The sequence below is a fragment of the Sorangium sp. So ce381 genome (assembly GCF_051473845.1).
GTDB lineage: Bacteria > Myxococcota_A > Polyangia > Polyangiales > Polyangiaceae > Sorangium > Sorangium atrum.
Genome location: NZ_CP150336.1, coordinates 9,393,768 through 9,416,063 on the forward strand (window position 1 = coordinate 9,393,768; position 22,296 = coordinate 9,416,063).

At 66.9% G+C, this 22,296-nt stretch carries 23 protein-coding genes; 15 read left to right on the forward strand and 8 right to left on the reverse strand.

The features are described from left to right. Nucleotides 1-54 precede the first annotated feature (54 nt). Nucleotides 55-243: a hypothetical protein gene (locus WMF29_RS35210; RefSeq protein WP_437324483.1), complete on the reverse strand. Its 189-nt coding sequence runs from the start codon at nt 241-243 to the stop codon at nt 55-57. A 255-nt stretch (nt 244-498) separates the two neighbouring features. Here WMF29_RS35210 and WMF29_RS35215 point away from each other — a divergent pair, with 255 nt between their 5' ends. From WMF29_RS35215 to WMF29_RS35275, 13 genes are all read left to right on the forward strand, one after another. Continuing rightward, nucleotides 499-804: a 2Fe-2S iron-sulfur cluster-binding protein gene (locus tag WMF29_RS35215; RefSeq protein WP_437324484.1), complete on the forward strand. Its 306-nt coding sequence runs from the start codon at nt 499-501 to the stop codon at nt 802-804. Further along, nucleotides 801-1,640 (forward strand): sugar phosphate isomerase/epimerase family protein, encoded by an 840-nt coding sequence (locus tag WMF29_RS35220; RefSeq protein ID WP_437324485.1) that lies wholly within the window; start codon nt 801-803, stop codon nt 1,638-1,640. Before WMF29_RS35215 ends, WMF29_RS35220 begins: the two co-directional genes overlap by 4 nt. Nucleotide 1,641: 1 nt before the next feature. Beyond that, nucleotides 1,642-2,352: an AzlC family ABC transporter permease gene (locus tag WMF29_RS35225; RefSeq protein ID WP_437324486.1), complete on the forward strand. Its 711-nt coding sequence runs from the start codon at nt 1,642-1,644 to the stop codon at nt 2,350-2,352. Further along, entirely contained in the window at nt 2,349-2,705 is a 357-nt protein-coding gene (locus tag WMF29_RS35230; protein ID WP_437324487.1) for an AzlD domain-containing protein, read from the forward strand. Before WMF29_RS35225 ends, WMF29_RS35230 begins: the two co-directional genes overlap by 4 nt. After that, entirely contained in the window at nt 2,702-3,994 is a 1,293-nt protein-coding gene (locus WMF29_RS35235) for an ATP-grasp domain-containing protein (protein ID WP_437324488.1), read from the forward strand. The genes WMF29_RS35230 and WMF29_RS35235 overlap by 4 nt, the downstream gene beginning before the upstream one ends. Before the next feature lie 20 nt (nt 3,995-4,014). Next, entirely contained in the window at nt 4,015-5,391 is a 1,377-nt protein-coding gene (locus tag WMF29_RS35240) for a hypothetical protein (RefSeq protein ID WP_437324489.1), read from the forward strand. Further along, on the forward strand, nt 5,357-6,250 hold the full coding sequence (gene panC, locus WMF29_RS35245; protein ID WP_437324490.1) for a pantoate--beta-alanine ligase: 894 nt from the start codon (nt 5,357-5,359) through the stop codon (nt 6,248-6,250). The genes WMF29_RS35240 and panC overlap by 35 nt, the downstream gene beginning before the upstream one ends. Nucleotides 6,251-6,292: 42 nt before the next feature. Continuing rightward, nucleotides 6,293-8,290: a B12-binding domain-containing radical SAM protein gene (locus WMF29_RS35250; protein WP_437324491.1), complete on the forward strand. Its 1,998-nt coding sequence runs from the start codon at nt 6,293-6,295 to the stop codon at nt 8,288-8,290. Between the two features lie 136 nt (nt 8,291-8,426). Beyond that, the gene (locus tag WMF29_RS35255) at nt 8,427-9,467 is read left to right on the forward strand and encodes an HD domain-containing protein (protein WP_437324492.1); all 1,041 of its coding nucleotides are present in this window, start codon (nt 8,427-8,429) and stop codon (nt 9,465-9,467) included. 340 nt (nt 9,468-9,807) lie between these two features. After that, nucleotides 9,808-9,966, forward strand: a complete 159-nt coding sequence (locus WMF29_RS35260; RefSeq protein ID WP_437324493.1) for a hypothetical protein — start codon at nt 9,808-9,810, stop codon at nt 9,964-9,966. 70 nt (nt 9,967-10,036) lie between these two features. Continuing rightward, nucleotides 10,037-10,954, forward strand: coding sequence for an alpha/beta hydrolase family esterase (locus WMF29_RS35265; RefSeq protein ID WP_437324494.1), 918 nt, complete (start codon nt 10,037-10,039; stop codon nt 10,952-10,954). A 210-nt stretch (nt 10,955-11,164) separates the two neighbouring features. Further along, nucleotides 11,165-12,133, forward strand: a complete 969-nt coding sequence (locus WMF29_RS35270; RefSeq protein ID WP_437331199.1) for an NADP-dependent oxidoreductase — start codon at nt 11,165-11,167, stop codon at nt 12,131-12,133. A 925-nt stretch (nt 12,134-13,058) separates the two neighbouring features. Continuing rightward, nucleotides 13,059-14,084 carry a hypothetical protein gene (locus WMF29_RS35275; RefSeq protein ID WP_437324495.1) on the forward strand — a complete coding sequence of 342 codons (1,026 nt, stop codon included), beginning with the start codon at nt 13,059-13,061 and terminating at the stop codon, nt 14,082-14,084. Nucleotides 14,085-14,288: 204 nt separating this feature from the next. On the opposite strand, the gene WMF29_RS35280 is transcribed toward WMF29_RS35275, so the two are convergent. From WMF29_RS35280 to WMF29_RS35300, 5 genes are all read right to left on the reverse strand, one after another. Beyond that, the gene (locus tag WMF29_RS35280) at nt 14,289-15,275 is read right to left on the reverse strand and encodes a patatin-like phospholipase family protein (RefSeq protein ID WP_437324496.1); all 987 of its coding nucleotides are present in this window, start codon (nt 15,273-15,275) and stop codon (nt 14,289-14,291) included. A gap of 72 nt (nt 15,276-15,347) precedes the next feature. Then, a complete protein-coding gene (locus tag WMF29_RS35285; protein ID WP_437324497.1) occupies nt 15,348-16,358 on the reverse strand; it encodes a cupin-like domain-containing protein in 1,011 nt (336 codons plus the stop codon). Between the two features lie 49 nt (nt 16,359-16,407). Next, nucleotides 16,408-16,968: a hypothetical protein gene (locus tag WMF29_RS35290; RefSeq protein WP_437324498.1), complete on the reverse strand. Its 561-nt coding sequence runs from the start codon at nt 16,966-16,968 to the stop codon at nt 16,408-16,410. Between the two features lie 167 nt (nt 16,969-17,135). Then, nucleotides 17,136-18,389: a hypothetical protein gene (locus WMF29_RS35295; protein ID WP_437324499.1), complete on the reverse strand. Its 1,254-nt coding sequence runs from the start codon at nt 18,387-18,389 to the stop codon at nt 17,136-17,138. 263 nt (nt 18,390-18,652) lie between these two features. Then, nucleotides 18,653-19,111 carry an RNA polymerase sigma factor gene (locus WMF29_RS35300; protein WP_437324500.1) on the reverse strand — a complete coding sequence of 153 codons (459 nt, stop codon included), beginning with the start codon at nt 19,109-19,111 and terminating at the stop codon, nt 18,653-18,655. Nucleotides 19,112-19,418: 307 nt separating this feature from the next. On the opposite strand from WMF29_RS35300, the gene WMF29_RS35305 reads away from it, so the two are divergent. Then, nucleotides 19,419-19,805 (forward strand): hypothetical protein, encoded by a 387-nt coding sequence (locus WMF29_RS35305; protein ID WP_437324501.1) that lies wholly within the window; start codon nt 19,419-19,421, stop codon nt 19,803-19,805. Nucleotides 19,806-20,059: 254 nt separating this feature from the next. Here the strand turns inward: WMF29_RS35305 and WMF29_RS35310 are convergent, their stop codons facing one another. Beyond that, nucleotides 20,060-21,067, reverse strand: a complete 1,008-nt coding sequence (locus WMF29_RS35310; protein WP_437324502.1) for an RNA polymerase sigma factor — start codon at nt 21,065-21,067, stop codon at nt 20,060-20,062. Then, nucleotides 21,064-21,651: a dihydrofolate reductase family protein gene (locus tag WMF29_RS35315; RefSeq protein ID WP_437324503.1), complete on the reverse strand. Its 588-nt coding sequence runs from the start codon at nt 21,649-21,651 to the stop codon at nt 21,064-21,066. The genes WMF29_RS35310 and WMF29_RS35315 overlap by 4 nt, the downstream gene beginning before the upstream one ends. A 323-nt stretch (nt 21,652-21,974) precedes the next feature. Between WMF29_RS35315 and WMF29_RS35320 the strand changes: the two genes are divergently transcribed. Beyond that, the gene (locus WMF29_RS35320; RefSeq protein ID WP_437324504.1) at nt 21,975-22,280 is read left to right on the forward strand and encodes a hypothetical protein; all 306 of its coding nucleotides are present in this window, start codon (nt 21,975-21,977) and stop codon (nt 22,278-22,280) included. The last annotated feature ends 16 nt before the right edge of the window (nt 22,281-22,296 follow it).

Here is a 22,296-nt window from a genome sequence, read left to right on the forward strand (position 1 = left end):
CTAGATTCTGCTGTGCCTGCGCTGCGGCAGAGCGGGGCTCGACAGGAGCCGACATCAGTGAAGAATTTTGCTGGACCATGCCGGTAGCATGAGCATCGAGCCAGCCTCAACAGAGTGTTCAAAGTATCGGGACGTCATCGCGCGCTGGCGTGACTCCGGCTCATCAGCCTCAAGGCAGAAGTGTGTGAACAAGGAACGGCGGTCAACAATTCGAATGGCGGGATTGGCGATGAAGTCGGCCACGGTAGAATCACCTCGTAGAGTCGGAAGCCAGCCCGTAGCACTCGGTCACCAGGCGAGACGCGGTACTTACGTCGAGATTCTCGCCGCGAACTACCGGAGATTTCACCCCTTCCATCGTAGCTACTCGGCGGCGTCGCGTCCGGGACGTGCGTTGCACGCGTTGCTCGCACGCGCCCATCGCATGCGACCGACATATGACCCGAGGTGAAGTAAGAAAACCGCGATGCACTGCTCCGAAGCGAGGAGAGGATCCATATGGTTTCCGTTGTTCTCATTCGCTCAGGCTCCGAATGCGTGGTCACAATGCCGCCCGGCACACGGCTCGCGGACGCCTGCCTGCAGAGGAAGCCGAGCCCGCTGCCGCTTGGCTGTCGGAAGGGTGGTTGCGGTACCTGCCTCGTACGGGTCGTCGAGGGGGCGCCCGGGCCGCGCACGGAGCGCGAGGACGATTTCTTCCGAAGGACCGCGTTTGATCGGCCGGAGCTGCGCTTGGGGTGTCAGCTGTGGCCGCATAGATCGCTCGTCCTCGAAGCCGTGATTTCCAGAAAGGAGGTCCTGTGATTCAGTTGTTAGAAATCGGGCTGTCCACGAATGTACTCGACAATCCGCCCGACGTCGTGGCATCCGTCGAGCGGCTCGCCCAAGACTTCCATGCGGTCGAGCTAGAGCTGGGCGAAGCAGCGGAGCGCGCGGTTTACGATGCGACGGAAGAAGCGTACGCTGCGATCGTTGAGGCAATCCGTCGGGTGTGCTCGGAGAGGTCGATTTACCTCAGTGTTCATGCGCCGTACCTCGACCACAATCTTGCGTCCGAAGATGCGGACGTCCGGCGCAAGTCGCAGGAACGGCTTCTACGTGCGGTGCGCATCGCTGCCGATCTTGGGAGCGACAAGGTAACCTGCCACCCAGGTTACTGCGGCGGGCGCGATGTAGAGTCGACCGTGAAACACCTCATCTCATCGCTGGAACGGATGATGCTTGCGGCGGACGCGTTGGGCGTGCGTCTGTGCTTGGAAAACATGGGCGCCGACAGGCTCGACTATATCGTATACTCGGCCGAACAGCAGGTGCGGATCTGTCGCGCGACCGGTGTCGGGGTGGCGCTCGACATCGTCCATCTCGCGAGCGTGAGCCCGGAACCCGCGGCGTTCACCGACGAGCTTCGCCGGCTGATCCCGTGGGTGCGCAACGTGCACGCGGCGGACATGGTTGTCCCGAAGCACGTCCATATTCCCATCGGCGAAGGTAATCTGTCACTTACCGCAATTCTCGGCGAGCTCGCCGCGGGCGGCTACAGCGGTCCCGCGATTGTCGAGGAGTTCGGTGGGCCTTACCCAACACAGCGCTTCATCTACAGCGCGCTCGCGTATCGTGAGCGCCTGCGCCGGGGGGCGTAGCATGACCACGACTCCCTTCCGCCAGGGGCTTCACGCCAGTGCGCCCGTCGTCATCTCCTTCCTGATGTCGTTCTTCGGGGTGGGCATGTTGAGCCGCGCTGCCGGACTGTCGCTCGGCCAGTCGGTCGCCATGAGCGCCTTCGTCTTTGCCGGCCCCGCACAGTTCGCGATCTTGACCGCGTTCCAATCGGGGGCCTCGACTGCGGTGATTCTGCTCTCGGTGCTGGTTATCAATTTTCGCTTCTTCGTGATGGCGGTGAACCTCGTGCGATCATTCCGCGGCGTTCCGCTCGTACAGATCGTACCTGCACTGCCGATGCTGAGCGCCAGCACCTTCGCGGTGACCGCTGTCGAAGCGGGAGAGCGGAGCGGACGGGACAACTTCCGGTACTTCATGGGCGTGTGCTTGGGCAGCTACCCAGTCGCCGTCGCGATGACAGCTGCGGGGTATCTGGCGTCGCGGGGGTTCGGGTCTAACGCCCTGCGCGCGGTGACCGTGATTCTTCCTCTCTATTTCGGGATCCTTCTCGCAAAGGAGCGGGGCAGCCCGTCGAGCCTCGCCGCCGCCATAGCTGCGTTCTGTCTCAATCCGATTTTAAGCCTCGCGCTCCCTCGGGACGCGGCAAGTCTGGGAGCGATCTTCGTCGCCGCCGTGATCATCGCGGGCTTCACCGCGGACGGCAGCGATAACGACAAGGAGGCCGGGGTATGAGCGCCGTCATCGATTCCACCATCGCCGCCGCCGCCGCTGTTACATTCGCGCTCCGCTGCTTGCCGTTTCTAGGAACCGGCCTCGTCGCGCGGATGCCCCGATCTGGCGAGCGCTTCTTCATGCTGTGCGGGTATTCGATCATCGGCAGCCTCATGGCGGAGAGCATCTTCGGCTCGCTTGACTCGTCCATGCCCGCAGGCCCCGCTCTCACGGATGTCACCCTGCGGCTTGGGTGCACGGCTGTCGCAGCGTTCTCGATGCTCCGGTGGAAGCGACCGGTGCTGAGCCTGATCATGAGCTTCGGACTTTTCTGCACGCTCGACGTGCTTTTCCGGAGGGTTACAGCGCCATGAAGGAACGTCCTCGAATCCTAGTCCTCAACTCGACGAACCCGAGTCGCCTCGCCCATGTTCGGAGGCTCTACCAGCTTCGCGATCGATTCGAATTCACTCTCATCTGCGACGCCCGGACCGACGCCGGCTGGCAGGGGAAGTTCTTCCCTCGCGTCATCGCTGCCGACATGATCGACACGGCAGACGAATTTCCGCGCATCCTTGCGGAACTTCGGCCCCTTGGGCGACCTGACGGCGTCCTCAACCTGTCTGAGTTCTGCGTTCCGCTGCAGACGAAGCTCTGCGTGCATTACGGGCTTCCAGGTCCGAGCGAGGAAGCCGCGCGCTACGGGCGCAACAAGGCGCAGATGCGAAGGCTGCTGGCTTCACTGGGCATGTCGGTGCCGCGCTCGGTGAACGTCGGTCCCGCGACCGTTGAGCGCGCGCGCGAGCTCCGGTATCCGGTCGTCGCGAAGCCCACCTCCGGCGGCGGCTCCACGATGGTGCATCGCTGCGAGACTTTCGAGGAGGTCGTGGAGTTTGTGGTGGTGACCGCTGGCCGTGCGCTCGCGGCTTACGGCGCCGAGGCGCTCGCTGGCAGCGAAGACACAGAGCCGCTCGTCGTCGAGGAACTGCTCGGTGGTGATGTGCTTTACCCAACGCGGCTGCCGTACCCAATCGGCGAAATTAGCGTCGAAAGCGTTCACCACGAAGGCCGGACGCAGGTTCTTGCGATCCATGACAAGCCACTTCCCAGCAATGGCCCCTACTTCGAGGAGTACGTCTGGTCGACGCCGAGCCGGATTCCGGAACGACTCACTCGGCTCGCCGCCGATTACGTGGACCGCATTCACCGGCGCCTCGGAGCCCACGTGCTCCACACCGAGTTCCGCACATTCTCCGATGATCTCGTGCCCCTCGAGTTCGGCGTGCGAATAGGCGGCGCCTGCATTTATCACACCCTCAGGTGCTCGACCGGCAACGACTATATTGATATTTTGCTTGATCTCTGCTGCGGCATCGCGCCGACGGTGCGGGTCGACCGTAGGGTACCGACGATCGCTCATGCGCTCTGGGCTCCGACCGACGGTCGCATAACCCATATATTCGGCGAACCGGCGCTCACACGATCGCCGCACTATGTTGAGCATGAGCTGTTCGACGACATCGGCACCATCGCGCGTCGGGCACCGTTGAGTTCGCGCGCGAACGGCCATGTCATTTACCAGTCGGAAGCGGGCTTCGAAGCAGTCGAGGGCGAGCTCCTCGACGCGCTGGCTTGCTTCGAGATCGCGGTGGAACCGATCTAGTCTGGGGGTCAGGTGAAGCCATGTTTTCACTCGAATTGGATCGGCAAGCGATCAGCGAAGGACTCATGCTGGAGCGCGTCTCCGAGGAGGCTCGCGAGGTTGGGCACACATTGTCGCTCACGGCGAACGAGAACGTGATGTCGCGGACAGCAGCAGCAATCCTGTCGTCAGAGTTCGAATCCCGTTATCATCTCGGCGACGATTCGCTGGGCAGGGTCGTGCCCGCGGCAACGAAGGGGGCGCTGCATTACCGCGGTCTTCCCGCTGTTTTCGAGCTCGAAAAGCTAGCATCCGAAATCACGACGGCTCGGTTGGGGGCGGCGGCGGTCGACTTTCGCCCGCTATCCGGTGTACATGCGATGATGACAACGCTCCTCGCGCTCACTCGACCAGGCGACATCGTCCTCTCGCTGCCTCCGGAGGTGGGCGGACATTTCGCGTCGCGCGCGTTGGTCCAGTCCATGGGTCGGATCTCGCTTTTTCTGCCATGGGACGCGCAGGCGCTCGACGTGGAGGCGGGCGCCCTCGGTGCTGATATAGCACGCTACGGTGCACCGCGGCTGGTTCTTCTCGATCCGGGAATGCCCCTCTTTCCGTTCCGCCTCGATCGCCTGCGGGAGGCGCTCCCGCGCGAAACGATCGTCGTTTACGACGCGTCCCACACGCTTGGACTCATCTTCGGCGGTTGCTTCCAGGACCCGCTCGCGGAGGGAGCCGACGTCCTACAGGGCAATACGCACAAGACGTTTCCAGGCCCCCAGAAGGCGATGGTGGCTCTACGCGATGAAGGTCTCTCCGCTATCTATCGCGACGCGATGAACCAGGGCTTGGTCTCGTCGCAACACACGCACCACGCGCTGGCCTTGTACGTGACGGTTCTCGAGATGGAACGCTTCGGTCGTGCGTACGCGGAGCAAGTTCAGAGAAACGCAGCGGCGCTCGGCAACGCGCTCTTGGCTCGCGGCCTGGGCGTCTTCACCCATCGCAGCGAGGTGACGCGGAGTCACATCGTGCTGGTCGACAGAACGGCCAATTTCGCGGCCGAGGAAGCGTGCAGATTGCTTCTTCGCGCCGGCTTGTCGACGAACTCACGGCCCTTCGGTGGCATGCAGGTGCTCCGGCTGGGTGTGCAGGAACTCACCCGGCGGGGTATGCGGGAGGCGGAGATGACCTATCTGGCGAAAATCTTCGCGCGTCTTCTCGTCCACGGCGAGGATCCTGCGCGGGTGCGGCCGGACGTGCTGGCCCTACGGGTGGAATTTCCGCGAGTGACCTACTCTTTTGACGGGGACCGCGAGCTGAGCGTCTGGCGATCACGCGTGGAGCGCGAGCGAGCCCGCACGTTTCGAGCCGTCAAGGAGAATGGTCCGCGAGCGCGGCCGCGTGACCCGCGGTGAAAGCAGGTCATTGCCGCCCTGCGCGCGGGGCGTCCGCGTGGGCCTGGTGACCACCATGGGCACCCTCCACGCCGGCCACATCGCCCTGGTGAAGGAAGCGCTGCGCCACGCGCCCTTCGTGGCTGTGACGGTCTTCGTCAATCCCACCCAGTTCGGCCCCAATGAGGACTTCGCGCGCTACCGCCGTACGCTCCCAGCCGACGCCGAGAAGTGCGAGGCCGCGGGCGCCGCCGTGGTGTTCGCGCCCGACCTGGACGGCATGTATCCGCCCGACGATGACGCACGCGTGCGCGTCGGCCCGACCGCTGCGCCACTGTGCGGCCCTCACCGGCCCGGCCACTTCGAGGGCGTGGCCACCGTCGTCGCCAAGCTCTTCGCGCTCACTGGGCCCGCGGTCGCCGTCTTCGGCCGGAAGGACTACCAGCAGCTCCGGGTCATCTCCAGGATGGCGACCGACCTCTTCTTCCCCGTCGAGGTGATCGGCCTGCCCACCGTGCGCGATCCGGACGGACTGGCGCTCTCGTCGCGCAACGCCTACCTCTCGCCGCAGGAGCGCGCCACCGCGCTGGCCGAGCGCGCGAGTACTCCCTCGGACCTATTGCAAGAGCGACGGGCTCGATCGGGCGCGGCCAAGCCGCGAAACGCGCCCGTTTCATGGACGTCACAAGCGGCGGCAGCCCCGTCCGCGCGCCGCTGCGCCGCCACGCATGAATCCATGGGGAGACGGCCCGAACGGCCACCTGGCATGCCGATTGCAATGCGCCTCTCCAGAACCGCGCCGATGACAATGTCACGTGAGACCGGAGCGCCATCGGGACACCGATGTCCAAGCGTCGCGCGCACAGGCGTGTGCGTCTGAGGGCACGGTTTATATGAAATCTCCGAAGGAAAGTTCGCCGCGATGAAGATGGGAGAGCAGTACAGGGGCTTCGTCACGATCGACAGGATCGGAGGGCAGTATCCGCTCGCTTGGTCGCCGGGCCCCATGAATTTGTATGTCCGCGGCGACATTCTTCTTTTGTCATTGGACTCTCCGTTATTTTCGAAGGGGGCAATTCATTTCGGCTTGGGAGCGGAGAGTATTGCCGGTCATATCCAGGAGCGGATCGGCGTCACGCCCGAGCACATCGACCTGCAATTGGACCATGACGATGCGCTGCAGCGGGCGGCCTCGTTTATTGAAAGGATGCGACCCGGAGTAATCGGCATCTCGACCAAGATCGGATCACTTGACGACCTGTACTTATTGTTGTCCACTCTTGCCGATATCAGAAACAAGGATCCGTTCTATGCACCGAAGATCGTATTTGGCGGTGTCTACGCGACGTTCGCGGCGGAGGACCTGTTCGACATCGCGACCGACAAGCTCGGGCCTTCGGCGCGGAAAGATGTCTATGTGGTCGCCCGCCAGGGGGAATATCCCCTGACGGAGCTCATCGGGCGCGGTTTCGAGAACATCGAGGACGTCCCGAACGTCATGTACTTTGACCCCGTGGCCCAGAAGGTGATGTCGACGTCTAAGGCGAAGGTGCCGATGCCGTTCGGTGAGGTCGCGTTGCCGACCGCGCAGACGGTCCGGGAGGTCCTCGGCAAGAAGGGGATGATCTGGGCGGAGTTCAGCCGCGGCTGCCAATCGTTCTGCACGTTCTGTTCGATCAAGGAGCTGAGGGGTAGCCGGGATCTGGAGGAGCGGCCCGCAGAACTCGTCGTCCGCAACCTGGAGGAGCTTGCCGACCTTGGCGTCCGATCGATCGCCTTCGCGGACGACGATTTTCCCCTCACCTCCGACAACGCCCAGCGGTTCGCCCGGCTCATGGTCGCCACAGGGCTGAACAAGCGGATATCGTTCTCGATGTCCACCCGCGCGACCAACATGATTCGGCCCGGGGACGACGAGGTCGAGCAGCAGCGCAAGCTCGACTGTTTCCACGCCTTCGTTGATGCGGGCCTGAAGGACGTCTTCATCGGCTTGGAGAGCTTCTCTCCGCCGCAATTGCAGCGGTACGGGATCCTGCCGAGCGGCCGGAGCACGAAAGGGGAGAAAAAGCAGGCGGACGCAAATGCCCAGGTTGTGGATCTGCTCGAAAATTCGGGCGTCACCCTCGTCGCGGGCTTCATCTCGATCGACCCGATGATGACCGACATCCGTGAACTCGAGTTCAACCTGAGCATGCTCAAGGAAAGCAAGATGTACCGGCACGTCACCAACCCGCTCCACGTCATGCGGGTCCAGGTGGGGACGGCCTACGAGAACCTCGCCAAACGCGCGGGCCTGATCTCGGACGACAAGCGGGTCGACCTGGTGTTCTACGACAGCGACTATGCCAGCGAGATCGTCGAGACGGTGGCGCAAATCTCCGGCAATTGGAATGCCCGCAAAGGGTCGACGGACTACGCCCTCAAGACCCTGCGGTTCTCGTCGTTCTCCGATCCCGCCAAGTTCGAGAACGCCCAGATGACGATCGAAAGCATCCGGCTGATCGACCTCGACTTCGGCCTGGAGATGTGCAGGGTGGCCAAGTCGGTGCCCGTCCTGGTGGAGGACGACGGCAAGCCGGCGATGAGGATCAGGGTGGCCAAATCGCTGCCGGTCCTGGTGGAGGACGACGGCAAGCCGGAGATGAGGGTCAGGATAGCGCCCGCAGGGCAGTCGAAATTCCTGAAGGACCTGGCCGCCGTCGTGATCGAATTCGAACGGAGGAGGCAGCGGATATTCAGGGAGTTCCTGGAGTTCGATTTTATTCGCGACAATGCGGAACTGTCGCGAGCCGTCCATGCCGACATCGAGAAGCTCGACGCCTTTTCCGTGCGCTTGCGTGGAGACTACACGCATGTCATGGAGCAGAAGGCGTTCTTGGGCAAGCGCACCCGGAAATCGGTCGATGGAATGATTGCGTAAAAAACTTGCCCATTGTATCGATCGGATGTGGGATCCGAGGCGGACGATCGCACCCGGTCGCCACGGCACGGGGCAATTCGGCCGCCGCCTGAGGTCAGGCCTAGTCCACTCGGGCGATCGGAACCGGAAGCAGGGAATGATCATCGAGGACAAGCTGTGCGGTGCCGTCGTCGTCGACGAGCCCGTACTGGTCGAGCTGGTGGAAACCGCGCCGGTCCAGCGGCTGAAGGGCGTCACGATGGGCGGCATCGTCGCCCTGCTGGGTATCTCTCCGCGGACGACGAGGTACGAGCATTCGGTCGGCGCCATGCTGCTCACCCGACGGCTGGGCGCCAGCGTGGACGAGCAGGCGGCGGCGCTGCTGCACGACGTTAGCCACACGGCGCTGAGCCATGTGATTGACTACGTGTTCAATCGGGCCTCGGCCCAGGATTTCCATGACGACGAGAAGCTCGACTACGCCGGAAGGACCGAGATCCCAGAAATTTGCGGGCGGCACGGCCTGGATCTCGTCGCCATCCTGGACGAAACCCGCTATCCGCTCCTGGAGCAGCCCGCGCCCCGTCTGTGCGCGGACCGCACCGACTACACCCTGCGCGACCTCGAGCCGCTCGGCATCGCTTCCGCCGAAGAAGCCCGGTCGCTCCTGACGAAGATCACGTCGGTCGGCGGGCGGATGGCCTTCATCGACGCGGAGTCGGCGCGTCAGTTCGGCGAGGGCTACCTGGCGTGCGCGAGGAGGAGCTGGGTGAATCCCCGTCACGTCGCGTTCTACGAATTGTGCGGGCAGGCGCTGCGGCACGCGTTCGACAGGGGCTTCCTCCGTCACGAAGATATATGGGGCACGGACGACGACTTGTGGGCCAAACTGCAGGATGCCGGTCGCCGGGACGGAGCCGTCGCCGAGGTGATGGACGGGCTCGCCCCCGACGTGGAGTTCGTTGCAGCACCGCCGGACGAGGCCGACCTCAGCGCTAGGGCGAAGGTGCGGTGGATCGATCCCGAGGTCGCCATCGATGGGGATGTCGTTCCCTTGTCAGCCATCTCGGCCGAATATGCCGCATCCATTGCCGAGTACCGGGACGCGAACTCAGATGTCGTCCACCTTCGGTTCTCCGATGGCACCCGGCCGGTCGGTCGGTCGGTTCTCCGGGGAGTCCGCAGCGCCTCTGGCTGACGGCCTCGAAATCAGCGGCAGATCCCAAGCGTTCCGTCCCCGACCCGATGGTGGTGTCGAGGTTCACGCCGGTTCGCACACGCGAGCCATCAGGAGATCAGAACCCGTGCGAGGGCGGGATCCAGAGCGTCGGTGCCAAGCGAGGAGGCGGGCTCACCGGCGGCGCTGGGAACGGGGAGGATGGCGAGCCCGTACGGACAGCAGGCCCCACGAGCCATGGAGGAGGAGGAGACGGCGACAGGGCAGACGGTGGTTGCCAGGTCGGGTCATTCGCGATCTATGGCGCGTGGGGCGGCGTCGGTGCGCCTGGCGAGGGCATCGGGCGGCTCAGCGAGACAGGATGGGATGGGAGGGCGACAAGGGCGGCGAGGGCGGCCGCGGCATGCCGGGTCAGGGCGGCGGCGGGGGCGGCGGCCGCCGAGGCGGGCTCGCCGTGTGCGGCGTGGCCTCCAAGGGAGGCTGCCGGCGGCCGCTCGGGAGGCGCCGGCGGCTGCGGTAGCTGAGGCGGCCGCGGGGGCGGGAACGCGCACCCGACCATCGGGATCCTCGCGCTCCACGCCAGGCTGACGGTGCGCGATAGCGTAATCGAGATGCTCGACGCTGGGTGGGGTGGGGCGGCGATGGGGGACCACCGGAGCTGGGCGGCGAAGGCGGCCGAGGAGCACCGGGCGGTTCCTTGGGGGGGACGCACATGGTCCCTGTGGCGGGGCAGCGGCACCGGCGGCTCCGGTGGCTCCGGCGGCGGCGGCGGCTCCGCCGGCACGCGCAGCGCCGGCTGCGGCATTCCCACCTCCCTCGCCAGCGGCAACCGCACCATCAACGTCAACGGCACCACGCGCCAGTACGTGCTTGACATTCCGGCGAACTACGACCCGAACAGGGCGTATCGGCTGGTGTTCGGCTGGCACTGGCGCGGCGGATCGGCCAACGACGTCGTGAACAACGGGTACTATGGGCTCAAGGCGCTGGCGAACGGCAGCGCCATCTTCGTCTCGCCGAACGGCATCGACAACGGCTGGGCCAACACGGGCGGGCGCGACGTCGCCTTCGCCCGCGCCATGGTCGACTCCCTCAAAGCCAACCTGTGCGTCGACACGAGCCGCGTCTTCGCGACCGGGTGGAGCTTCGGGGGGATGATGTCGAACGCGCTCGGCTGTGATATGCCCGACGTCTTCCGGGCCATCGCGCCGATGTCCGGCGCCCTCTACAGCGGCTGCAACCAATCCAACACCCAGCCCGTCGCCGTCTGGATGTCGCACGGCCTGTCCGACAGCGTCGTCCCCCTCTCGGCCGGAAGGGCGGCGCTCGACGTCTTCGTGCGCAAGAACGGCTGCAGCACCGAGACGAGCCCCGTAGGCTCCAACTCGTGCGTCGCCTATCAAGGGTGCCGGGAGGGATACCCGGTGCACCGCTGCGAGTTTCCCGGTGACCACCAGACGCCGAGCTTCGCGAGCTCGTCCATCTGGAGCTTCTTCACGCAATTCTGACCTCGCGCCCCGCCGACGCGGCGGCTCGGGCAGCGGCAGACGCGCCCGCCCGAGCCGCCGCCGAGGAAGAGGTGACCGTAGCCGCCCAGCATGGCCTTGAGGCCCGCGCCGAAGCCGCGGCGTTCGAGCGGCACGGGCCCCGCGGGCGGGCTCTGCGCGGGCGCGTTGGTTCTGCCGGCGCGCCCCCTCGACGCTCGCGAGGGCCACACCATGTTCACGACGATGCTTCCTCCCAGCTCGACCGACGCCGCCCGAGTCCACCGGTTCGGCGGCCCCGAGGTCATCGTCATCGAAGAGGTGCCGGTCCCGCTGCCGGGCCCGGGCGAGGTGCTGGTCCGCGTCGCGGCGGCCGGAGTCGGGCCGTGGGACGCCTGGATTCGTGCCGGCAAGAGCGTGCTGCCCCAGCCGTTGCCGCTGACGCTCGGCTCGGACCTCGCTGGTGCCGTGGTCGCGGTCGGCCCCGAGGTGACCGGCCTCGCGCCGGGCGCAGCGGTCTTTGGCGTCGCCAACAGGCGCTTCACCGGCGCACAGGCGGGCTATGCATTGGCGCAGGCATGCATGGTGACGCGCAAGCCTCTCCGGTTCGACGACGTGCAGGCCGCCTCCGTGCCGGTCATCGCCGTCACGGCGTGGCAGGCGCTGTTCGATCAGGCCCAGCTCGAGGCCGGACAGACCGTGCTGGTGCACGGCGCGGCCGGCAGCGTCGGCGCGTACGCGGTGCAGCTCGCGCGCCGGGCCCGCGCCCGTGTGATCGCGACGGCCTCGGCCAAGGATCGCGACTTTGTCCGCAGCCTCGGCGCGGACGTCGTCGTGGACTACCGGAGCGAGCGCTTCGAGGATGCCGCCCAGGACGTCGATGCCGTCATCGACCTCGTCGGTGGCGACACGCAGGCGCGGTCCTTCGCCGTGCTCAGGCCGCGTGGCAGCCTGGTCTCGGCGGTGTCGACCCCTGATCAGGAGGAGGCCGCCCGTCGCGGCGTGCGGGCAAGCTTCTTTCTCGTCGACGTCACGACGGCGCACCTCGACCGCATCGCCGCCCTGCTCGACGCGGGCGAGCTCTCGGTCGACATCGGCGCCGTGCTGCCGCTCGCCGAGGTCCGCGGCGCGCACGAGATGCTCGACGGCACCCGCCCCCGCCCGCGTGGCAAGATCGTCCTGACCATGGCGCCTGCTCGCTGAGGTCCCGCTCAGCGTCGTCGCGGGCGACGGCGGCAAGGGCGGGGTTGGCGGAACTGGCCAACTCGGCGGCATTGGTAAATGGGGACTGGGGGCCGCGATGGCGAAAAGTGGCCCTGGCCGAACGATGCACCAGATGGGGCGCACGGCATGTACGGCGGGGATGCGTGCTCGGCAGCCATTCCCTGAGTAGGGACAACGCCACACGCTCGGTGGACAGGCACCGGCTGCGCGCTGACGGCGACGCGCGCAGATCTGAGGTACAGCGCACGTGAGCCTGACCCCGCCGTGGGGCTGCGCCGCGCTCACGCTCGAGACCTCCCGCGCCGAGCAGGCTCAAGGCTCGAGGCCGCGCCGACGTGCGCCTCGACCTCCGATCGTCCGCGCCGAGCTCGGCCGCGACGATGTGCAACCCGCTGCGCTCAGCTCGAGCTCGTCTTCAGACCCGGGCGAAATTGACAAGCCGTAGCCGCAGGGACGCAATCCATTCCCTGAATCACAGTTGACGCCGCCCCTCCGCACAAGCATCTAGGAAAATCTGGAGGATGAGCATGCGCCACAGGCTGAAATTGAAGGCGATCCCTGTTCTTATTCCTCTCTGTTTCACGGTGTGGGCATGCAACTACGACGTGGGCGAGTGCTATCTTAGAGGGGAAAGCACAGGGGCCGGAGAACCATACCCACCTGGATCAGCAGCTACGGGGGACTGGTTCGGGAACGGTGACGACGTGGGCAGCGGCTCCTCTGAGGAGATGGCCGGTTGCACTCCAGACAGGTCATGCACAGACATGTACGTCGACTGCCAGGACAAAGGCTATCCATGCAACCGTATTATTGATGGCGGCAAATCTCTTTGCGCAATCTGCAGGCGCGACTGTCAGCTCAAAAAGCGATACACGTACGACGAGTGCTATCGGTGTGGATTTGAATGAACACGATGTTCCAGAAATCCATTCGGGACGCAACGCATGTTGCCTTCGATACACCGACAACAGAGCGCCTGGCACGACTCGGCGCGGACAATACGGTACGTGCGTCCGATTGCCTTATTATCGGACCGAGTCGAATGGATACCATGGAGCATGCCCGGACGCGCGAGGCATGGTGGTCTTCGTCCGAAGAGTGGGACCGGCTCTATTCATCGGATATCCGCTGGGATCTGCCCGTTGTCCTGTGGGTGTCATCGAGCCTCCACGAGCGAGTCAACCTCTGGAGGGCCTGTAGCTGGTTGCGTCACCTAGGGATCGCGCGTCACAATGTCTTTATCGCCGACTTTGATCCAGTACACCGCTCAAGGATCCCCGAGGAACCGCTGCCTCCGTTCGACTGCTCCGCATCGGTGTCTGATCATCCTGACGAGGTTCTTCTGGAGCGCCTCGACAAGGCTCGCCCCTGGCCACGGGAACGCTACGATCGTGCCGTCCGCCTCTGGGAGAGGTACGTCGATACGAATCCGTTGCCTTTCGTCGAAAGGTGCACACGTGGCGTCAAAGGGTTTCCAGAGCTCGCTCCCTTGTGGGCGCTTCTCTCTTCCTTCTTTCCAAGAAGGAGCATGAGAGGAGCCATACGCCTCAGTCGATTCGACGAGCTCATCTTGGCTCTTCTGTCGACGGAGTGGCGGACTCCGTTGGCCGTGTGCGGCGACAAATCGAAATTGGGCGTCGAGCTGTGGCAGTTCCTCGACTGCACGGGCGATCTGTTCCTACCACGCCGGCTGGAGCAATGGGCAGATCACGATTCGAGTGCGGTTGTCGAGCGGGCGACGGGACCGAAGCCGGCAGATGGCTACCCGATGCTATCGCTGGTCTATCGGCTCACCGACCGTGGCATGAAGCTCCGAGAAGGACTCGATCGGCTCGCGGATGCGCCAAGCCTGCCTATTGCCGGGACCGAGGCGTATTCGACGTCATCTCCATGGGTGGTGCTCGATGATGGACGGCTAGCTCGGTTGTGATGGCCAGTCTTTACCGTCCGCTGACAACGGAACGCCCCTCGGGATGAGCGTTCGTCAACCAAGTGATCAGCTAGGTCAACGCGGGCCGCCGGAGGGAAGGCCGGGCCGAAACCCCTCTCGAGCGGCTCATCCCTGGCGACGGAGGGCCCTGAGCCCGAGAAGCTCCTTCCAGCGCCGGCGGTGTCCGGCCCCGCGCGCGGCGTCTCAGCGGCTGGCCGCCGCCCAGCTGGCCAGCCGGTGCGCCTCGAACCAGCGCCGGGTGGCCTCGGCGCCATTCTCGATCAGCGCGTCCATCTGGGCGGGGGTGATCTCGAAATCGGTGGTGGGGATGTTCGCGTTGTCGATGAAGACGGTCCTCTGGATGGCCGCGCTGTCGAGGTGCCGGAGCGTCGAGGTATCGAGGATGAACGAGGTAAGGGACTTTACATAGCCCTCCAGGCCGTCGATGCGAGCTGGCAGAGGGCGCCAGCCGTCCTTTGCGGAGTCGATCTGCGCCTTCGTCCCCAGGCTGAAGCCGAGCGTGCCGGGGTTGATACCGACCGCCTTGCCGAGCAGGCCCAGGATCGGCCGGCGGTGCGTGCCGTCGAAGAGGTCGATGGGGTAATTCCACGACACGCCGCCGTCCACGTAGAGATCGCCGCGGAAGGGGTAGGCCTCGAAGAAGAGGGGGATGCTCATCGACATGCGCACGGCCTGATAGACGGGGACGTCCGCGTGCGCCTCGGCGGAGAAGACCTCGGCCACCTGCCTGGTGAGGTTGGTCGTCACGACGTAGAGCGCGCGCGCCCTGCCCGGGTGCTGCGCGGCGAGGGCCTGGAGGTCGCCGAAGGTGAGGTCGGGCTGAGCGCGCCCCGTGAGGACCCCGGTGAGTTCGGCGATCTGGGCGCGGAGCCAGGTCTCGAACGCCTTGCCCGGATGGATGCCATAACCGTCGAAGAGCCGGACCGTGCCGCCGACGACCCAGCCGCCGCCGTCCATGAACGAGGTGAAGTCGGTCGAGCGCAGGATACGCCCCACCTGCTCCGCGCCGGCGCCGACGGCGAGGAGCGCCGCCGTGATCGCGCCGGCCGAGGTGCCCGCGACGCTGGTCACGGCGGCCAGCGCGTTCCGCTTCTCGAGCTCGTCGATGGCCCCCACGTACGCCATCCCCTTCACACCGCCGCCCTGAAACACGAGGTTTCTGATGGTCAAGACGCAGCCTCCCGCGAGCCATCGTATGCCGAAGGAGGCGCGCTCGTGCGGGTTTATGGGCCCGATGTTTGGCTAACCGATGTTGCTCGGCCGGTACCAGTCGAAGTTGTTGTGGAACGGAAAGCTGTTGATCCCCAGGCTGATGCTGGCGTCGAGCGCGCGGACGTGGTGCCACCAGCCCACCGGGATGAAGAGCGCCTCGCCCGGCTCTAGCACGACGTCCTTCACGAGCACCGGGGCCATCGAGCCTTGCTCCGGATCCCGATCGGCGTACATCGCGCGTGCGCCGTCGAACAGCGACGTCTCGAACGGCGCGATCATGCGATAACGCTTCCTGCCGTACACCTGCCCGAACAGGATGTTGGACGTGTCGTAGTGCAGCGGCGTGACGGTCCCGGCAGGGCCGAGCCAGAGCGCCGAGGCGCCCAGCAGCCGCTGAACGGCGCAGTACCCGTCCGGGAGCACCACGTCGTCCAGCAGCGCGCCGAGCTTCGTCCGCTCGAGGACGCGGTTGTTGGCGACCATGTAGAAGTCGTTCGTCTCCTCGCGCGCGGCGCCGACGATGCGCGCGACGAAGTCGCGCAGCGGTGTGCTCTCCGTGTGCCGCGCCGCGTGCATGTCGTAGTCGGGATCGCTCTGGCGTCCTGTCGTGACGTCGACCACGACATCGCCGAAGCGCTCGGAGAGGTAGGCCGGGGTCCACCGGCCGAAGGCGGGCCAGCGGGTCACGACGTCGGTCAAGATGACCGGGATGTTGCCGGCGACATAGACGTCGCGGAGCTCCTCGCCAGACACGCCGGAGCGCCGCGGAATTCCCGTCGGGTCGCAGGCGGTCGACGCCATTCTCTGCTGGAGCCGCGCCAGCATCTCGTGCCGCCGCGCCGACCTGGCGAAGGGCCGAGCGGCGACGAAGATGGGCGAACGGACGATGGCCGAGAGCAGCTGTCCGATCTGTGCGCTGCCGACGCCGGCCGCCTGGAGCTGCTCCGAGATCACGCCCTCGGGCACGCCGCGCAGCAGGTTCTCCGTGGCCCAGCGCCACCACTCGGGCGCAACTTCCAGCTCGCATTCCTGTTCGCCCATCTTCGACCTCACGATGTTGGGGAGCGCAACGGTGCGACGATCGAGCGCCTCACTCGCACGGAGGAGGCGGCGGCATCGGCGGGATGATCTCCCCACCCTCGCAATCCGGAGGAGGCGGCGGCATCGGTGGGATGACCTCCCCGTCTTCCCCGTTCGGCGGCGGCGGCGGCATCGGCGGGATGATCTCTCCACCCTCGCAATCCGGAGGAGGCGGTGGCATCGGCGGGATGACCTCCCCGTCTTCCCCGTTCGGCGGCGGCGGCGGCATCGGCGGGATGATCTCCCCACCCTCGCAATCCGGAGGAGGCGGCGGCATCGGCGGGATGATCTCCCCATCTTCCCCGTCCGGCGGCGGCGGCGGCATCGGCGGGATGATCTCGCCATCCTCCCCGTCCGGCGGCGGCGCCATCGGCGGGATGATCTCCTCGTCCGGAGGCGGCGGCGGCATCGGCGGGATGATCTCGCCTTGATCGCCCGGGCCGTGTCCCTCGTCGACGCCCGCAGGACCACAGGCGACCACGAAGACGGCAGCAGCCGCTGCGGCCGCTCGAGACACCCGCTGCACCAGGGCCGCCGTCCGAGGCGGCGGCGTGGGCAGCGGCGACAACAAGGCTGCATCTTCCGGAAGAAAGCTACGGGACATGAACACCTCCGCTCGCGGCAGCCTGCAGGGCATGTGCCATCTCGCTACCGCCGGATATCCCCGAGCTCTCGCCTTCTACACCGCCGCCCGCCCCCCCGTCGCGCGTGGCCCAAAGTGGCTCAGCGGGACGCGGCTCACCGCAGGGCCCGCGCGAGCGCCGCGTCGTCGACCTCGTCCTCCGCGGCGCTCTCGAGCGCAGCGCGCAGCGCATCGTCGGCCGTGGTCCCGGCGGCGACGCGGATGTGCTCCTGCGCCTCCGGGTAGCCGGCGACGCGCAGGAGCAGGGCAGCGCCCACCCGGCGATCCAGCGGGGCGCTGGCGTCGTCGAGCGTGTGGAGCGCGTCCTCGGGGGTCAGGCCGACGGCGCGGTAGTCGTCGCCGGCGAGCAGCTTGCGGAGGTCCTCGCGCCAGAGCGCGAGATCGCGGCCGCGCCGCTCCAGCGCGTCGGCGCCGCGCGGCGCTGCGCCGCCGGCGACGCCCTCGTGCGCATCGCGGATGCGCTGCGCCAGCGTCTCTGTCAGGGCTTCCCCCGTCCGGAGCACGACCGGACCGTCGCTGCCCCGGCGAAAGAGGAGGAGCCGATCGTCGCGCCTCTCGACCGAGTCGAGCTCGGCGTAAGGGAGCCAGACGGTCGAGAAGGGCCGCTCGACGCGCACGCCGTCGGTGCCCACCACGACCTGGGTGCGGCGCATGGCGCGGCGGAGAAGCCAGGTCGACAGCACGGTGAGGGCAAACCACGCCACGACCGGTCCGGAGCTGCCGGTGAGCGGCTCGAAGAGCGCCGCGATCACGACGAGCCAGAGGATCATGAAGGCCGGCAGACCGAAGCAGCCGGCCACGAGCTCGCGGTGAACGCTGCCGAGCGAGACCGCGACGCGCCGCTCCGTGGGGCCGATCCCGAGCGCCGCGAGCAGGCGCGCGCCCTCTTCCTCCCGCGCGACGTGCACCTCGAGCACCCGCCCGCGGCGCAGGCGGAGCTCGACGCGGACGCGAAGGTCCGACAGGACAAGGCCGGAGCGGATCTCGGCGAGCGGGATCGAGCGCTCCGCGGCGCCGGAGTCGAGACGCAGCCCGGCCGTGTCGGCGGCCACGCGCACCGGCCCCTTCCAGCCGACGGCGGTGGTGGTGAGCAGCGCGCTCACGAACGAGAGGCCCAGGCCGACGACCACACCGGGCGCGGTGAGGGTCAGGGCGTGGAACGCGAACCCGCGGACGCTCGGATCGTCGCCCAGCACGTGCGCGAGGACCAGGGCGATCACGCTGACCAGCAAAGGCCCTCCCCCGCTCGCCAGCAGCGCGAGGCCTCCGAAGACGCGGCCGATGCCCTCGTAGCGCCGCCCGACGCGGCGGCTCGTCAGCTCGAAGGCAGGTCGGGAGGTCGCCCGCATCGCCGGGGCCATTCTGCGCCCGTTGTCGGGGCGATCTCCAGCACGTAGTTCTCGGCTCGCCCCTTGGCGTTACTCGCCGTGCTCCCCCTTGCGTCCGTTGCCGCTCGCAGCGACGGCGCCAGCCCCGGGCGCGAAGGCTCCGGCGGCGCCGAGGGGGGCGGCGCACAGCGCTGCGCCGGGCCGTGCAGGGCGCAGCCGCGCCGGCATGAACAGACCTCGCCGCGCATTGACGCGCATTGACGTGTATTTACACGGCGAGGTCGTTAACCGTGGATCCAGTAGCGGTAGCCGTTGGTGCGGAACGGCACGTCGAGCTCGCGGCAGATCTCGGCGATCACATCGGGGGTGAAGAAGTAGTTACGAATGCGGGCGATGTGATCGCCGTCGGTCTCGATGGTCCAGACGGTGCGCACCGCGGCTCCGGTATCGTGATCGAACCAGAAGAGCAGCAAGAGCTCGCCGCCATGCTCGCGCACCTCGCAGCGCGGCGGGCCGCCGAGGTAGCCCACCAGGTGATGTGCATCGACCCCACCGGCATCGGTGGTCGTGATCGGCGAGAGGCTGCCGACGAACGACCCGGTGCGCGGATCGGAGCCACGGGCCATGGTGTCCTGCACCAGGTCCTCGGCGTCCCATGGGCTCCGGGTCAGGTAGCGGCAGCAGCGGTACAGCTCGGGCCGGTGCGGCTCGAACACGTCGAGGAACCGCTGCCATGAGCCCACGCGACCATCGGCTTGCCGGGCTGCGCGAAACCGCCTCGAGCCCCCGGAGAAGATGCGCGGGGTGATGCGCCGAGACTGCAGCCTCCCGTCATCATCTGCGGCCCCGGCGAGGCAGGCGCGGCCCCGAAAGGGCACCCATCAACGCAGCCGTCGGCACACCCGTAATCCATGTTTCCCGCAGCCAAACAGATGCGACGAGCATGGCACATGGTTCGCTTGGCCCCTCTGCGTAATCTGATCCTCGTGAGGGCGCCGCATTCCTGACGAACACGACGCCCTGGCTAGGTTCAACCTGGAGGATTCTTTCATGGTAAGGATGCAGAAAGTGTGGCTGGCCATCCTGGTGGCGGCCGTGGCCGGGGGCGCCGGTGTCGCAGCGCTCCCGAGCGCAGCGATCGCCGCGGGGAAGTGCGATGGCAAGGCGAAGCCCTGTCCGCTCCAGCAGTGGATGCGCGACAACGCAGGTACGCACATGGCATCTGGCAACTTCTCCGCGGTTGCGAACGCGATGGAGAAGGCAGGCAAGTTCGGCGGTCCTAACATGACGGACTGGGCCAAGATGGCCAAGAAGACGGCCGACGACGCCAGGGCCAACAAGACGGACGACGTGAAGGCCGACTGCAAAGCGTGCCACGACGCCTACAAGGCTGCCTACATCAACAACGAGGCTCTCCGGAACAAGCCGCTCCCATAAGCAGCGCAGAGAGCCGAGCCGCCCGAGCGCGGGGGGCGCCAGGCGGGCCATTTGGGCGGCCGGGGCGCGTGATGCGTTCATCCCGCTGACCGTCCCCGAGTGCGCCGCCTGCTCTGGGCGCTGCAGTGGACCGCGCCGGCTGACCCCGACGCGGTCCTGCGCTGGTCCTGGTGGCGACGGCATCATCAGGCACTGGCGCGCCGCTGTCCCTATCGGCGCCGTGGCGCTCGGCCGCCGTAATTGCAGCTGCAGTACTAACCGTGGATCCAGTAGCTGTAGCCGTTGGTGCGGAAGGGCACGTCGAGCTCGCGGCAGATCTCGGCGATCACATCGGGGGTGAAGAAGTAGTTGCGAATGCGGGCGATGTGCTCGCCGTCGGTCTCGACGGTCCAGACGGTGCGCACGGCCGGTCCGGTGTCGTGATCGAACCAGAAGAGCAGCAAGAGCTCGCCGCGATGCGCGCGCACCTCGCAGCGCGGCGGGCCGCCGAGGTAGCCCACCAGGTGACGGGCATCGACCCCGCCGGCGTCGGTGGTCGTGATCGACGAGAGGCTCCCGACGAACGACCCGGTGCGCGGATCGGCCGGGGTCTCGCGCCCGTACTCGGTCACCACGCCGACGATCTCGGTGATCGAGCTGTCGAGGAGCAGCGAGGTCAGGGCCTGCAGGTCGCCGGCGTTGAAGGCGGCGCAGAAGGCGTCGAGCACGCCCGGCGCGGGCGCCCGCGGCTCGTCGGCCTCGGGCGCCACGAGCTTGCCGCGGCCGCGGTGCAGCGCCGCCTTGACCGCGCCGACCGAGGTCGAGAGCGACGCGGCGACCTCCTCGAGCGACAGATCGAACACGTCCTTGAGCACGACCGCCGCGCGCTCCTGGGGCGACAGGTGCGCGACCAGGGTGCCAGCGGCCTCGCGCGACGCCCGCTCGTCGGGCGCGTGCCCTGGCGCCGGAGCCGCTGCCGCGGGCTCACCGAACGCGTCGCGCTCGAGCCGCTGCCGCCGAGCGCGGTCGATCCAGAGGTTCGACGCCACCCGGAACAGCCAGGCGCGCGGGTTGGGCAGCTCGTGGAACAGGGTGCCGAGCGTGACGAAGCCGCGGGCCATGGTGTCCTGCACCAGGTCCTCGGCGTCCCACGGGCTCCGGGTCAGGTAGCGGCAATAGCGGTACAGCTCGGGCCGGAGCGGCTCGAACACGTCGAGGAACCGCTGCCATGACGCCTTCACGTCATTGCTCAGCTCGCCGAGGTCGCGCGGCTCGTCGCTCATGACCAGACCGGCTCGTAGCACAGGACCGACAGCCCGCCGCCCAGGTTCTGGGTCCGGATCTGCCGCAGCGAGAGGCGCTGATCGCGGCGCGCGAACAGCGGCGTGCCTCCCCCGAGCACCACCGGGTGCACCACCAGGCGGAGTTCGTCGACCAGGCGGTGCTCGATCAGCGTCGACACCAGGGCGGCGCCGGCCCAGGCGACGATCGGCTTGCCAGGCTGCCGCTTGAGCGCGGCGATCTCCTCGGGGTCACGGGCCACGCGGGTGTTGGCCCACGCGGCGTGCGTCAGGGTCCGGGACAGCACCACCTTGGGCAGGGCGTTCATCTTGCGCGCGAACGCGAGGTCCTGCGGCGAGCGCGGGCGCGCCTCGGCGTCGGGCCAGTACTGGAGCATGAGCTCGTAGGAGGTGCGCCCGTACACGGCCAGGCCGACGGAGTCGATCATCTCGTCGCAGTACCGCTCGAACTGCGGGTTGCCGTCCTGGAACCAGTCCAGCTCGCGGCCCGGGCCCTCGATGTAGCCGTCGAGGGAGGTGATCATGGAGACGTAGAGGCGTCGTTCGGTCGGGGGTGTCGTCGTCATGGCCCACCGACGAACGGCGCGGCCGGAAGGATACGGGGGGCGAGAATTTTTTTGGAAGGAGAGAGAAGGGTCCCCACCTCTCCACCTTGGTCTGTATCTATCTCTCTCCTCCCCGTCTCCCTGCGTACTCTCCCTTTCTCTGCCTCCCGCCATCCCCGCGGCGCGAGAGCGTGCTGACCCACAAAATGTGAACGCTCACAATAACGCGGGCCTCGCTGTTCGAGCCGCGCCTGGAGACCGTGGTGCTCCTGCGCAGGACCAGCGCGGCGCCTCACGCCCGCTCCTCGTGATTGACGCTGCGCTCCGGAGGAGCCCCGCCAGCCGTGTCCTCCCTCGGGCTGGACGATGCGATGCCTGCGGGCCGGTCGATTCGAATTGACGCGGGCAATGTGAACGTTCACAATCAGCCTGAACCGCATCTGTTTGCTTCGCCCTGGATGGGTCGTCATGCGCGCCGAGGCGTTCGTCATCCGATCGCTCTCGGCGCTGATTCCGTTCGCTCGGCCGTCTCCGATGCGATCACGGATGAGCTCTTGATGGGCTGCCGCTACGCCGTCTTCGACCACGCGACCCAGGCGCCCGGTGAGCCCATCACCGTCCAGGGCTTCGACGCGCCCCGTAAAAGCTAGCTGCCGCAACCGCTCA

Bases quoted from the DNA above. Each gene is read 5' to 3' on its own strand.
- WMF29_RS35235 (WP_437324488.1), top strand. From the start codon at position 2,702: ATGAAGGAACGTCCTCGAATCCTAGTCCTCAACTCGACGAACCCGAGT.
- WMF29_RS35315 (WP_437324503.1), bottom strand. From the start codon at position 21,651: ATGACGACGACACCCCCGACCGAACGACGCCTCTACGTCTCCATGATC.
- WMF29_RS35255 (WP_437324492.1), top strand. From the start codon at position 8,427: ATGATCATCGAGGACAAGCTGTGCGGTGCCGTCGTCGTCGACGAGCCC.
- WMF29_RS35285 (WP_437324497.1), bottom strand. From the start codon at position 16,358: ATGGGCGAACAGGAATGCGAGCTGGAAGTTGCGCCCGAGTGGTGGCGC.
- WMF29_RS35270 (WP_437331199.1), top strand. From the start codon at position 11,165: ATGTTCACGACGATGCTTCCTCCCAGCTCGACCGACGCCGCCCGAGTC.
- WMF29_RS35215 (WP_437324484.1), top strand. From the start codon at position 499: ATGGTTTCCGTTGTTCTCATTCGCTCAGGCTCCGAATGCGTGGTCACA.
- WMF29_RS35240 (WP_437324489.1), top strand. From the start codon at position 4,015: ATGTTTTCACTCGAATTGGATCGGCAAGCGATCAGCGAAGGACTCATG.
- panC (WP_437324490.1), top strand. From the start codon at position 5,357: ATGGTCCGCGAGCGCGGCCGCGTGACCCGCGGTGAAAGCAGGTCATTG.
- WMF29_RS35230 (WP_437324487.1), top strand. From the start codon at position 2,349: ATGAGCGCCGTCATCGATTCCACCATCGCCGCCGCCGCCGCTGTTACA.
- WMF29_RS35225 (WP_437324486.1), top strand. From the start codon at position 1,642: ATGACCACGACTCCCTTCCGCCAGGGGCTTCACGCCAGTGCGCCCGTC.
- WMF29_RS35295 (WP_437324499.1), bottom strand. From the start codon at position 18,389: ATGCGGGCGACCTCCCGACCTGCCTTCGAGCTGACGAGCCGCCGCGTC.
- WMF29_RS35305 (WP_437324501.1), top strand. From the start codon at position 19,419: ATGGTAAGGATGCAGAAAGTGTGGCTGGCCATCCTGGTGGCGGCCGTG.
- WMF29_RS35310 (WP_437324502.1), bottom strand. From the start codon at position 21,067: ATGAGCGACGAGCCGCGCGACCTCGGCGAGCTGAGCAATGACGTGAAG.
- WMF29_RS35250 (WP_437324491.1), top strand. From the start codon at position 6,293: ATGAAGATGGGAGAGCAGTACAGGGGCTTCGTCACGATCGACAGGATC.
- WMF29_RS35260 (WP_437324493.1), top strand. From the start codon at position 9,808: ATGGGATGGGAGGGCGACAAGGGCGGCGAGGGCGGCCGCGGCATGCCG.
- WMF29_RS35275 (WP_437324495.1), top strand. From the start codon at position 13,059: ATGAACACGATGTTCCAGAAATCCATTCGGGACGCAACGCATGTTGCC.